Below are 13,036 nucleotides of genomic sequence, written 5' to 3'. Positions count from 1 at the left end.
GGCAGGGTGCCGCGGATACGAACCTGGAGAGAGCCCTTTGCGCAATCGCCTGCCTTTGAGTCCCTGGAAGCACTGTCTGTCATTCACCGTGCTCCTGGGGTTGCTGTGCCTCTCCAGCATTGGATGCGACACGACCCACCCGCAGCCTCCGGGTGGGGAGCCGCCCCAGGAGAATCCCGAGCCTCCACCGCCGCCTCCACCCGTGGGCACGGCGCCAAAGGGCACCAGCCTGTTGCTTCAGGTCGTCGATGACGCGGGCAACCCGGTGCCAGCGGCCGCCGTCACCTCCCAGGGCAGCCTGTTCCCCGTGGACGGCTCCGGGCACCTGCTGCTGGAGAACCTGCCTCCCGGGCGCGTGCTGGCCCGCGTGGATGCGCTGGGCTTCACGTCCGCCACGGCGGTGGTGGAGTTGCGGGAGGGTGCCCACGCCGGAGCGAGGGTGAAGCTGCTGCGCCTGCCCGAGCCCATTGCCTTCCAGGCCAGCGAGGGCGGCACCCTCCAGACGCCACAGGTGCGCGTCACCATTCCTCCCGACGCCGTCGTGGATGCACTGGGCCAGCCTGTTACCGGAACGGTGGACGTCACCATTGTTCCGTTGGACCCCACCACTCAACTGGCGGCCATGCCGGGACCGTTGGAGGCCACGCGCGTCGCGGAGGGAGAGACGGTGCAGCTGGAGAGCTACTTCATGGCGGAGGTGAGCCTGTGGAGCAACGGGGCTCCCGCGCAGCTGGCGCCGGGTAAATCCGCCACGCTGGAGTTCGTCCTGCCGGAGGCGCTGGCCAGCCAGTTCCACGAGGGAGACAGCGTGCCGGCGTGGTGGTTCGATCTGGAGGCGGGGCAGTGGAGGGAGGAGGGGGAGGGAATCATCCAGCCGGCCACGACACAGCCGGACAGATTGGCCTGGGTCGTCACGGTGAAACACTTCACGTGGTGGAATTGCGACAAGCCCTGGACGGACAAGAGCTGTGTGAACGTGCTCGTGGTGGACGAGAAGGGAGCACCCGCCAAGGGCGCGGTGGTACGCGCGGAGGGAGTCAGCTACTCGGGTGCCAGCATGGGCGCGTCCACCGGGGCCGATGGCCGGGCGTGCATCGAGATCAAGCGGGGCAACACGGCGAACGTGTTCGCGGGACTGGCTGGTGAGCCCGCGTCGGGAGCGGTGACGGTGACGGGGACGGAGGCGGCGGCCGTGTGCGGCAGCGGTCCGTGCACCGAGGTCCGGCTCACCCTGTCGGACACCGTCATTTGCGAGCCGGGGGCATACGAGACGTGTGCATACCCGGGGCCAGCGGGAACGGAAGGGAAGGGGATGTGCCGGGCGGGACGCCGGCAGTGCAACGTCCTCGGGACGGAGTGGAGTGCATGCCGAGGGCAGGTGCTGCCAGCGGCGGAGAACTGCCGGACACCCTTCAATGACGACTGCGATGGGGAGGTGAACGAGGAGTGCAGCTGTTCCGGCCAGGAGGGCTCGCCCTGCTATGGCGGGGCCAGCGGCACCCTGGGAGTGGGAGCCTGCCGAGCGGGGACGGTGGCGTGCGACAAGTTCGGCAACGTCGTCTGTGAGGGGCAACGGCTCCCGCGGCCGGAGACGTGCTCGACGCTGGAGGACGACAACTGCAATGGCAAGAACGAAGGCTGCGAGCCCACATCCGAGTGGCTCTGGGCCGTGGACGCCAAGAGCACGAGCTGCACGTCCTCCACGGAGATGCTGGGCATGGCGGTGGATGGCGAGGGCAACACGCTGACCCTGAGCGACTTCGATGGCACCACCACCCTCGGGGGCACGGTCTTCACGGGAGATAAGGGGGACATGCTCCTGGTGAAGGTGGATGCCAGGGGCGAGCCTGTCTGGGCCCAGCTCCTCGACATCCACGGAAGCGGCTCCTATTCCTCCACGAAGGAGGACATCGCCGTGGACGCGATGGGCGCCGTGGCGGTGGCGGCGTCCTACTACGGCACCCTCAGTATCGATGGTCTCTCACTGGTCAACGAAGGCCCTCCGAAAACGTTCGTGGCCAAGTTTGCTCCCAACGGCAGCGTGCTGTGGGTCCAGAGCTTCGGTGGGATGCTCGGCAGTGGGGCGGTGGCCATGGACGCGGCTGGCAACGTCGTCCTGCTGGCGATCTACGACGGCGGCGGCATCTTCGTGGCGAAGCTCGAGGCGGGCACGGGTGAGACCCTGTGGAGCCGGAGCATCCAGGGTAGCGGCACGGTGCTCTTCGCCAATAGCCTCGACGTAGATGAGGCAGGCGATGTCCTGCTGGCGGCCACCTTCAACGGCACGCTCGACATCGATGGAACCGTGCTCACCTCCTCCGTTAGCTGGGATGCCTTCGTCACGAAGCTCGAGGGCACCACGGGGAAGGCGCTCTGGAGCCGGAATACGGGCCGGGTCGCAGGAGAAGGAGCTGGGCCGGCGTACATGAAGGTGGCGGGGGCGGGCTCGGTGTTCGTGCTGAAAGTGCACAGGGGAGAGATGAAGCTCTCCAAGCTCTCCGCGGGCGGTGAAGAACTCTGGAGCCGAAGCATCGCCGACAGCGCCGAGGAGCTGCACCTGACGGCCGATGCCGCGGGCAACGCACTGGTCACCGGGACGTTCTCTGGCACCCTTGACCTGGGAGGTGGACTTCGTCGGTCCACCGGCTCGGCTGCGTTCGTGGCCTGGTATGACTCCGAGGGCGGGTATCTGAAGGACCACGTCTTCCCATCGCTGAGCCGCGAGGTGGACGGCGCGCCGCTGGGAAGATCCTGGGGAATCGGAGCGGGCGTCGACCCCGAGGGAAACCTGCTGCTGGGAGGCGGGTTCAACGGCACCGTGGACTTCGGGCTGGAGCAGGTGAGCGCGTGCGCTCCCACCACCTTCGTGGTGAAGCTCGACCCCACCCCCGCAACTCCCAGCCACTTCAAGCCCATCATCACCCGGGCCACCAGTTCCTCGGAGACGGCCACGCCTGGCCAGGTGCTTACCTTCGAGGTGGAGGCCTGGGACCCCGAGGGCTCGGCGCTTGGTTTCTCGTGGGCCGCCACCACGGGCTCGCCTGGCACACCGGACCATGGTGCCACCACGAGCCGGCTCACCTGGACGGCGCCTTCCTGCATCACCGCCGGCGCTCACCCGAGCATTACCGTCACGGTCACCAACGCCTTCGAGCAGACGGCGGAGGGGCGTTTCGTGGTCAGGGGATTGCCGTCCTGTGAGTGGACCTCGACGGCCTCCACGGCCGCGAGTCGCAGTGGTCACACGGCGACGCTGCTGCCGGACGGCAAGGTGCTCGTCGCGGGGGGCACGGGCTCGAGCGGCCCCCCCGCGACGGCGGAGGTGTACGGCCCGGCCACGGGCTCCTGGAGTGCTACGGGCTCCATGCTCTCGGTTCGTGGCAGCCACACGGCGACGCTGCTGTCCGATGGCAAGGTGCTCGTTACGGGAGGCTCCAGCGCGAGCGATACTCCCCTCGTGACGGCGGAGGTGTACGATCCGGCCAAGGGCACCTGGAGCGCGGTTGGCTACATGGGCTCGGCTCGCTCGAACCACACGGCGACGCGGTTGCCGGACGGCAAGGTGCTCGTCGCGGGGGGGTATGGCCGCAGTCCTGTCTACCTCGCGACGGCAGAGGTGTACGACCCTGCCACGGGCACCTGGAGCGCTACCGGTTCCCTGATGTCTTCTCGTTATGGCCACACGGCGACGCTGTTGCCGGACGGCAAGGTGCTCGTCGTGGGGGGATATGGAGTGGGCAGTACCCTCCTGTTGGCAGAGGTGTATGACCCGGCCACGGGTACCTGGAGTGCCGCGGGTCCCATGACGTCGTCTCGTTACGGCCTCACGGCGACGCTGATGCTGGACGGCAAGGTGCTCGTCGCGGGGGGAAATGACAGCCGTCTCGCCTACCTCGCAACAGCGAAGGTGTACGACCCGGCCACAGGGACCTGGAGCGCCACCCGCTCCATGGCCATGCCTCATTCTGGCCACACGGCGACGCTACTCCCCGATGGCAAGGTGTTCATCACGGGAGGAACCAATGGCACTGCTCCGCCGGCAGCGGAGGTGTACGACCCGGCCCTGGACACCTGGAGCAGTGCTGGCTCCATGGCCTCGTTTCGTCGTCACCACACGGCGACACTGCTGCCTGGCGGCAAGGTGCTCGTCGTGGGAGGAGAGGGCGCTGGCATGTCGTCGGCGGAGCTGTACACGCCCTGAGCCCGGGGTGTGACGAACCGTCCCGTGACGCCCTCTCCCCCTGGGGGAGAGGGCCGGGAGGACGCCGGGTGGCCCGTGTCCTCAGTTCTCGAAGTACTCGGTGTCCGGCGTCGCGTTCAGGTAGGGCCGCAGGGCGTCGGCGACGTCGTCGGGCAACACATCCAGCGCATGCTCGCGGAAGGCGGAGAAGTCACCCGAGGCGAGCGCGTTCCCCAGCGAGGCCTCCGCGTTGTACGGATCCGCGATGACGGTCTCGAACGCCGCGAGCGCGTCGCCGTGCTCCTGGATGAACCGGAACGCCTCATCCCCGCTCAGGCCGAACGCGGCGAGCGTCTCGAACATCGGGTTGGGGTTGCCGAACGGCACGTAGTCGCCCAGGCCGCCGGAGAAGGCGAACAGCGGCGGCTCCGTCTGGGTGAGCAGCTCGCGGATCTGCTCCGGCTCGAGCCCCAGCTCCTGCAGCCGCTCGCCGTAGCCGTTCTTGGTGTTCGCGACGAGCAGTTGCACCTCCGCGTCCGACAGGCCGAGCGTCTCGTGGAGGATGTCGCGCACCTCGCCCAGGTCGAAGTCCTCGAGGTCGGGGCCGAAGTCGCCATTCAGGAGACCGCCCACCAGGCGGAGCGTCTCTCCCAGGACCGTGGCCACCACGTCCACGGCCGTCCCCGCGACGGGGATGAAGCCCGCGACGTCTCCCACCAGCGACACCACCGAGCCGGCGAGGTTGAAGATGTCACCCGGCGAGACGCCATCCCTCAGCGCCTGGATGTCCTGGTACGCCTGGATGGCGTCGGCGCCCAGCCCGAGGATCGGCAGGAACTTCGCGCCGAACTTCGCCACGTCGGCGGCCGCGCCGGCCTTGCCGATGGTGCTGAGGATGCCGGAGGTCAGCTCGATGCCCGCGGCGCTCGTGGTGAGGGTGTTCTTGAGGGCCTCCAGGTACTCGCCCTCGGCGAGCTGGGACGGGAGATCGTAGAGGCCGAGCCCGAAGGTGGCGACCGCCAGCGACTTGCCGAGCGGCGACTTGTCGTCCCAGGAGTTGAGCAGATCCTGGGCCTGGTCCGGCGAGTAGGTCCCGGCGCGGATGGCCCGGATGTCATCCATCATCTGCCGGAAGTCCCCGGGGATGTCGTGCAGCGACTGCGCCGTCTCCAGGCCGCTGACGAGCGACGCGAACTTCTCCATCGCCGCGTCGAAGCCGCCTTCACCGGCCTCGGCGATCGCCTCCGCCTGCGCGTTGCCCACGGCCGGCGCGATGAGCTCATCGGCCAGCTTCTTCTCGAAGTCCTCGCCGTACTCCCCGCGCAGCGCGTTGGCGAGCCCGGCGTTCTGGTTGATCCGCCCGGCGAACAGCAGCGCCTCGTCCGCGTGGTTCGGGGTCTTGGCCAGGGCGCTGTAGCTCTCGAAGAGCGTCTTCTGCGCGTCGGTGTCTCCCTGGGCCGCGAGTGCCTCGAGCTGCTCGGTGCTGGCGGCGAGGGTCTCCGAGAGCTTGTCTCCCGCCGCGAGCGCTTCGTCGCGGATTTGCGCGTTCTCCGGCCGCTCCCAGAAGGCCTCCTTGTACGCCTCGACCTCCTCGGGCGTCAGCGCGGGCCCGAGCTGGCCGAGCTCCTCGTTGAGCCGCTGCTCCACCTTGCTCAGGTCTTCCGCCTTCGCCTCGTAGTCGGCGCGGACCTCGTTGATCGCGTCCGTCGAGGTGTTGAGCAGCGCGTTGCCCGCCTCGACGCGGCCGAAGTCGTTGATCAGCTTCTCCGCCACCCGGGCGGAGAGCGTCGAGCCGATGCCGTCCTCGGCCAGCTCGCCGAGCGCGTCATCGAACTGCCACAGCTGATCCGAGCCCGCGGGGATCGCATCGGCGAGCTTCTGGGCGATCGACGTCGCCACCCGGTCCTTCCCGGCCTCGCCGGCGAGGTTCATCGTCGCGTCGAGATCGCGGAGCGCTTCCCGGTTGGTGTCCTGATCGACGCTGTTTTCCCTCGCGCCGTTGGCGAGATCGGTGGAGAGCCGATCGATCGTCTCCTGGGACGAGGAGATCAGCGCGTCCACCTTGGCCGGATCGTCCAACTCCTCGGCCTGCTCGCGGAGCTCCTCGGCGGCGGCCTCCGCTCCGCCCGACGCGTAGGCCTGCTCGACTTCGCGCGACGCCTCGAGAACCTCGGGCGGGGTGGCGACCGGGCCCACGAAGCCGGGATCGCCCGGGGCCGGAGCGGCTGTCTGACCCACGAAGCCATGCTGGCCCGGGGCCGGGGCCGGGCCATCCGTCCGGGCCGCGGCGGGGGTGAACGCCGGCGTATCCGTCCGGGCGGCGAAGGGCGTGGTGAGCGCCACGGGGGCGCGCTTGCTGGTGGGCGACTCGAACGCGCTCGCCGGGCTGAAACCGCGCGGCTTGTTCGCCACCTGCTGCGGCTGCGTCTCACGCTTCGGGGCGGGGGGAGGCGGCGGGGGAGGGGGGCGGATGTTCCGCCTGTTGGGTCCGTCGATCATGGTGGGTCTTCCTGGTTGCTGGCGGTACGACAGCCCCGCTGATCCGGTTACACCGATTTATCGAATTCTTGGAGTATCGAATCTCTGTTCTGTAGGTGTTGCTGCGCCAGGTGCCTACCCACCCCAGACGCCCTGTGTGCGGAGTCGACGTGGCCTCCTCCTTCCGCTAGGTTGCCGCCCCCGTGAACGCAGAAACGCAGCAGAATCTCCACGAGCAGCTCGAGCGCCTCCAGGAGGCGCTGTCCACGCGGCAGAGCACGCTTCTCTTCGCCCACGCGGGCGTCTCTTTCGTCGTGTCCTTCATCTTCGGAGGCGCGACGGCGAAGCTCTTCTGGGACTCGACGAGGGCGCCGTACGTGGCGTGGCTGGGCCTGACGGTGACGCTGGGGCTGGTCATCTACGGAGTGGTGCGCTACCGCCAGGGCCGCACGGTGCTGGCGGACGAGCTGGTGCGCTTCGAGACGATGATGGAGCTGCGCCACCGGCTGGGACTGGACGATCCCAAGGCGTTGCTGCCCCGGTGAGCCCGGCACGCAAACCCGCGCGCAGCGGGCAGCTGATCGTCCTGGAAGGCCTGGATGGGGCCGGAACCACGACCCAGGTGGAGCGGCTGGCGTCGGCGCTCCGGGCCGAGGGCCAGTCCGTGCTCACCACGCGCGAGCCGTCGGACGGGCCGGTGGGTGTCCTCATCCGTCAGGCGCTGACGGGGCGGCTGGTGCTGCCCGGAGGCGCGGGGCCCCTGGCGCCCGAGACGCTGGCGCTGCTGTACGCGGCGGACCGGACGGATCACCTGCGGGCCAAGGTGCTGCCGGCGCTGGAGGCGGGGCAGGTGGTGCTGAGCGATCGCTCGGTGCTGTCGTCGCTGGCGTACCAGGGGGCGTCGCTGCCCATGGAGTGGGTGGAGTCCATCAACGCGCACGCGGTGCCGGCGGACCTGACGCTCTTCGTCGAGGTGTCCATCGAGGTGGCGGCGCGGCGGCGGGCGGCGCGGGGAGGGCCGGAGGAGCTCTTCGACGCGGAGGAGAAGCAGCGCCGCATCTCCAAGCAGTACGAGGCGGCCATCCGGCTGCGGGGCAAGCGCGAGCACGTGGTGCGCATCGACGGGGACCAGCCAGTGGAGGCCGTGACGGCCGCGTGTCTGGCCCAGGTGCACAAACTGCTCGGACGCAAGCCCACGCGCGCGGCGGTACGGTAGAGTCCCGGCCGCATGGAGCCCACGGGCGCAGCGGCGGTCATCATCGGCAACGAAGTCCTCACGGCGAAGGTGGTGGATGCCAATGGCCCCCACCTCATCAAGCGTCTGCGGGAGGTGGGCATCCCCCTGCGCACGCTGGAGATCGTCCCCGACGAGGTGGACATCATCGTGGAGGCGGTGGCGCGGGCGCGGCTGCGCGCGAAGTACGTCTTCACCAGTGGAGGCATCGGCCCCACGCACGACGACGTGACGGTGCGGGCGGTGGCGCTGGCCATGGGGCGCAAGGTGGTGCGGCTGCCGGAGATGGTGGCGCTCATCCGCGAGAAGGCGGTGGACGAGCCGACGGCCGAGGCGATGCGGCTGGCGGACGCCCCCGAGGGCGCGGTGCTGCTCCCCCAGCCGGGCAGCTGGTACCCGGTGCTGACGGTGGGGGACGTGTTCATGCTGCCCGGGGTGCCGCAGCTCTTCCGGACGCAACTGGAGGCGGTGCTGGCGAGGCTGCGCGGCACGCCCATGCACCTGCGCGTGCTGTACCTCAACCAGGGGGAGAGCGCGGTGGCGGCGGTGTTGGACCGGGTGGCGCTGGACATGCCGCACGTGGCCATCGGCTCCTATCCGATGTTCGACCACTCGCTGGACTACCTGGTGAAGGTGACGGTGGAGAGCGTGGAGCCGGACGCCGTGGAGCAGGCCCTGGCCCGGCTGCGGACCGGGCTGCCCGAGGGCTCGGTGGTCCGTACGGAGTAGTGTGGTGTGAGGGACATCTCCAGGTTCCTGTGAACCCCCTCACAGACAGGGAAGCCCCGGGCACGCACTCTGGGCGTGGATGAGCTCCACGACCCGGACTCCGGGGGAGCCCTATCAGAGGGGGGAATGATGTCCGATACGTTGCGGCAGCAAGGGGCAGGAGTTATTGAGTCCTTCGCTCATGAACCAGCGGAAGTGATGCTCGAGGGCTACGAACAACTGGCGGAACTCTGGGCGCGGCAAGGCTTGCTGGTGCGTGCCATTGCCTTGTGCAAGGTCATTCTCCGGCTGGATCCGGCCCATGAGCCGGCGCAGCGGCTGCTGGCGGAGCTGGATGCCCGCCGGGTGGATCCCTCCGCGCCGCCCGGGCCCGCCGTCCCGAGGACCCGGTTCCTGGAAACGGTCGCCGAGAAGGTTCCCTCCGAGGGCCAGGCCTTGCCCCGCGCCTCGTTGCTCTCGCGGGTGGGCCCGCGGGAGCTGCTGTCGATGATGGAGACGCTGGAGCCGCGGGTCTTCCAGGCGGGCGAGAGCATCGTCGAGGAGGGTCAGCCGGGCAGCTCCATGTTCGCCATCGTCGAGGGGAGCGTGGAGGTGGTGAGGACGCTCAAGTCGGGGAGGCGGCGCACGGTGGCCTTCCTGGGTGAGGGCGAGTTCTTCGGGGAGATGTCGCTGCTGGCCAGCACCCCGCGCTTCGCCACCGTCCGGGCCTTCGAGCGCACGGCGGTGTTGGAGCTGACGCGGGAGCAGTTGGAGCAGCTCCTCCAGACGCACCCGTCGGTGGAGGACGTGCTGCTGGGCTTCCACCGCGAGCGCCTGCTGGAGGACGTGCTCCGCGGCAACCCGCTCTTCCGCAGCCTCGGCCCCGAGCAGCGCGAGGCCCTGGCGCGGGACTTCCAGATCTGCACCCGGCCGGCGGGCACGCTCCTGCTCGAGCAGGGCCGGGAGGTGGACGCCTTGTACCTGCTGCTGCGGGGGCGGTGCCAGGTGCTGCACCGTCACGCGGATGGGAGCCAGGTCCCCCTGCGCACGCTCGGGGAGGGGGACATGTTCGGGGAGATCGCCCTGATGCTCGGCCTGGCGGCCACGGCGACCGTGAGCGCGGACACCCCCTGCGTCCTGCTGCGGCTGGACTGGGGCAGCTGCGAGCGGCACCTCCTGTCCGACCCCGGCGTGTGCGAGGCGCTCTCGCGGCTGGGCAACGAGCGCCTGCTGAGCAGCGCCGGGCTGTACTGGGAGCCCGGGACGCGAGGCGGCACCCCTCGGGCCTGAGCCCCCACCTGCCGCCGGGTGCCTACGCGCTGGTGCCCGGCGGGTTGGGGTTGTCCAGGTTCACGGGCGGTCCGCCGTTCCGGAGCACGGAGTGGCGGTAGCCGTAGGCGAAGTAGAGCGCGAGGCCAATGGCGAGCCAGATGCCGAAGCGCACCCAGGCGTGCGAGGGCAGGCCCTGCATGACGAAGAGGCAGGCGCCGGCTCCCGCCAGGGACACGGGCCACACGAAGGGCACCTTGAAGGGCCTCGGGCGATTCGGCTCCAGGATGCGCAACACGGGGACGCCCAGGCACACCAGCATGAAGGCGGACAGCGTGCCGATGTTGGTCAGATCGTAGGTGGCGGCGTCATCGGCCACCAGGGAGCCGACCGCCACCATCACTCCGGTGGCCAGCGTGGTGACATGGGGCGTGCGGTACTTGGGGTGGAGCTTCGCCGCCCACGGGGGCAGCAGTCCGTCACGGGCCATGGCGTAGAAGATGCGCGGCTGGCCGTACTGGAAGACGAGCAGCACCGCCGCCATGGAGACCACCGCCCCCAGGGAGATGATCCAGCTGAACTGCGTCAGCCCGGCCACCTCGAAGGCATGGGCCAGCGGGTCCGAGGACTTGAGCTGCTGGTAGGGGATGAGGCCCGTCGCGACCGCTCCGACGATGACGTAGATGAGGGTGCACACGGCCAGGCCGATGAGGATGCCGCGCGGCATGGTGCGCTGGGGATTCACCGTCTCCTCGGCGGCGGTGGAGATGGCGTCGAAGCCGATGTAGGCGAAGAACACGATGGCCGCCGCCTGGTGGATGCCGGGGAAGCCATTGGGCGCGAAGGGCGTGTAGTTCGCCGGGTTGACGTGCATGGCGCCCACCCCGATGAAGAGGGCGAGCACCAGCAGCTTCACCACCACCATGATGTTGTTGACCCGGGTGCTCTCCTTCACTCCGATGACCAGCAGCCAGGTGATGGCCATCACGATGAGGAAGGCCGGCAGGTTGACCAGCACGGGGATGCCGAGGACGCGCGGCGCCGTGTCCAGCAGGGCGCGGATGGCGGGGTCCGAGCTCGCGTGCACGTTGTAGTAGCCGTGCGTGAGCCAGTCGGGGATGTGCACCCAGGGGGAGATGAGCGAGTTGAAGTAGCCGGCCCAGGCGATGGCCACCGCCACGTTGCCCACCGCGTATTCGAGGATGAGATCCCACCCGATGATCCACGCGACGAGCTCTCCGAGCGTCGCGTAGGAGTAGGCATAGGCGCTGCCGGCCTGGGGGATCATCGAGGCCAGCTCGGCGTAGCAGAGCGCGGCCAGGGCACACACGGCCCCGAGCAGCAGGAAGGACAGCACCAGGGCGGGGCCGGCGCCGTAGCGGATCACCTCTCCGGTGGGCAGGGTTTCACCGGCGGCGGCGGTGCCGAGCGTGGAGAAGATGCCGGCGCCGATGACCGCGCCGATGGAGAGCATGACCAGGTCGCCGGTGCCGAGCGCGCGCTTCAGGCCGCCGGACGCCTCGGTGTCGTGCACGAGGTCGGCGATCTGCTTGCGTTGGAAGAGGGAACGCATGGGGGATGGGCGATTAGCACGATCCCACCCGCCGGGTCTCCCCCTGTGCTTGCCGCGATGCGTTGGCTTCCCCCCCTGGAGGGGGGAAGAAGTCACCGGCCGGTGCTCATGGGGCTTGTCCTCGGGCCAGGGTGCGGCTAACTCCGCGTTCCGCGAGACTTTTTCGGAGGAAGGACGGCAGTCATGCAGGTCGTCAGTGTGAAGAAGGCGCTGGATGGTTCGATCGCACCGGACACGAAGGTGGAAGTGCGCGGCTGGGTGCGCACGCGCCGGGACTCGAAGGCGGGCATCAGCTTCGTCAACGTCACCGATGGCTCCACGTTCGATCCGATCCAGGTGGTCGCGCCCAATACGCTGCCCAACTACGAGAAGGAGGTGCTGCACCTGACGGCGGGCGCCTCGGTGGTGTGCCGGGGCACGCTGGTGAAGTCGCAGGGCAAGGGCCAGTCCTTCGAGGTGCAGGCCGAGGAGGTGAAGGTGCTCGGGTTCGTGGATGACCCGGACACGTACCCCATCCAGCCCAAGCAGCACACGCTGGAGTTCCTGCGCGAGGTGGCCCACCTGCGGCCGCGCACCAACACGTTCGGCGCCATCACCCGCGTGCGCCACGTGGCGGCGCAGGCCGTCCACCGCTTCTTCCACGAGGAGGGCTTCTTCTGGGTGAACACGCCGATCATCACCGCCAGCGACGCCGAGGGCGCCGGGCAGATGTTCCGCGTGTCCACGCTGGACGCGGTGAACCCGCCCCGGACGGACGGCGGGAAGATCGATTGGGGCAAGGACTTCTTCGGTAAGGAGGCCTACCTCACCGTGTCCGGCCAGCTGAACGTGGAGGCCTACTGCCTGGCGCTGTCCAAGGTGTACACGTTCGGACCCACGTTCCGCGCGGAGAACTCGAACACCACCCGGCACCTGGCCGAGTTCTGGATGATCGAGCCGGAGATCGCCTTCGCGGACCTCAACGAGGACGCGAACCTGGCCGAGCGCTTCCTGAAGTACGTCTTCAAGGCGGTGCTCAACGAGTGCGGCCCGGACATGAAGTTCTTCGAGGAGCGCCAGCAGAAGGGCGTCATCGAGCGGATGGAGAAGTTCATCAACTCGAGCTTCGAGCGGATTGACTACACGGACGCGATCGAGATCCTGAAGAAGGCGAAGAAGAAGTTCGATTACGCGCCGGAGTGGGGGAACGATCTGCAGACGGAGCACGAGCGCTACCTGACGGAGGAGCACGTGGGCCGGCCGGTGGTGGTGATGAACTACCCGGAGAAGATCAAGGCGTTCTACATGCGCCTGAACGAGGACGGGAAGACGGTGGCGGCGATGGACGTGCTGGCGCCGGGAATCGGGGAGATCATCGGCGGGAGCCAGCGCGAGGAGCGGCTGGACATGCTGGACAAGCGCATGCAGCAGTTCGGCCTGAAGCCCGAGCACTACCAGTGGTACCGGGATCTGCGGCGGTACGGCACGGTGCCGCATGCGGGCTTCGGACTGGGGTTCGAGCGGCTGATCGTCTACATGTGCGGCCTGCAGAACATCCGCGACGCCATTCCGTACCCGCGCGTGCCGGGCTCGGCTCAGTTCTGAGCCTTCGCCT

The 13,036-nt window shown here is 69.0% G+C and carries 8 protein-coding genes; 6 read left to right on the top strand and 2 right to left on the bottom strand.

Going from position 1 to position 13,036, the window contains the following annotated elements; translation table 11 throughout:
* The first annotated feature begins 37 nt into the window (after positions 1-37).
* Positions 38-4,201, top strand: coding sequence for a kelch repeat-containing protein (locus BO221_RS56420; RefSeq protein ID WP_233166283.1), 4,164 nt, complete (start codon positions 38-40; stop codon positions 4,199-4,201).
* 81 nt (positions 4,202-4,282) lie between these two features.
* On the opposite strand, the gene BO221_RS27110 is transcribed toward BO221_RS56420, so the two are convergent.
* On the bottom strand, positions 4,283-6,679 hold the full coding sequence (locus tag BO221_RS27110; RefSeq protein ID WP_073563423.1) for a hypothetical protein: 2,397 nt from the start codon (positions 6,677-6,679) through the stop codon (positions 4,283-4,285).
* Positions 6,680-6,861: 182 nt separating this feature from the next.
* On the opposite strand from BO221_RS27110, the gene BO221_RS27105 reads away from it, so the two are divergent.
* From BO221_RS27105 to BO221_RS27090, 4 genes are all read left to right on the top strand, one after another.
* Complete coding sequence (locus tag BO221_RS27105) at positions 6,862-7,203, top strand: hypothetical protein (RefSeq protein WP_073563422.1); 342 nt, start codon at positions 6,862-6,864, stop codon at positions 7,201-7,203.
* Positions 7,200-7,874, top strand: coding sequence for a dTMP kinase (gene tmk, locus BO221_RS27100; RefSeq protein ID WP_073563421.1), 675 nt, complete (start codon positions 7,200-7,202; stop codon positions 7,872-7,874). The genes BO221_RS27105 and tmk overlap by 4 nt, the downstream gene beginning before the upstream one ends.
* A gap of 12 nt (positions 7,875-7,886) precedes the next feature.
* On the top strand, positions 7,887-8,621 hold the full coding sequence (locus BO221_RS27095; protein WP_073563420.1) for a molybdopterin-binding protein: 735 nt from the start codon (positions 7,887-7,889) through the stop codon (positions 8,619-8,621).
* 126 nt (positions 8,622-8,747) lie between these two features.
* Complete coding sequence (locus BO221_RS27090; protein ID WP_073563419.1) at positions 8,748-9,890, top strand: cyclic nucleotide-binding domain-containing protein; 1,143 nt, start codon at positions 8,748-8,750, stop codon at positions 9,888-9,890.
* 22 nt (positions 9,891-9,912) lie between these two features.
* On the opposite strand, the gene BO221_RS27085 is transcribed toward BO221_RS27090, so the two are convergent.
* On the bottom strand, positions 9,913-11,442 hold the full coding sequence (locus BO221_RS27085; protein WP_073563418.1) for an amino acid permease: 1,530 nt from the start codon (positions 11,440-11,442) through the stop codon (positions 9,913-9,915).
* Between the two features lie 183 nt (positions 11,443-11,625).
* Here BO221_RS27085 and asnS point away from each other — a divergent pair, with 183 nt between their 5' ends.
* Entirely contained in the window at positions 11,626-13,026 is a 1,401-nt protein-coding gene (gene asnS, locus BO221_RS27080; protein WP_073563417.1) for an asparagine--tRNA ligase, read from the top strand.
* The last annotated feature ends 10 nt before the right edge of the window (positions 13,027-13,036 follow it).

It is taken from the genome of Archangium sp. Cb G35, assembly GCF_001896145.1.
In the GTDB taxonomy this organism is placed as follows: domain Bacteria; phylum Myxococcota; class Myxococcia; order Myxococcales; family Myxococcaceae; genus Archangium; species Archangium violaceum.
The sequence above is the reverse complement of the archived record's forward strand: the minus strand, read 5'-3'. Positions and strand labels throughout refer to the sequence as shown.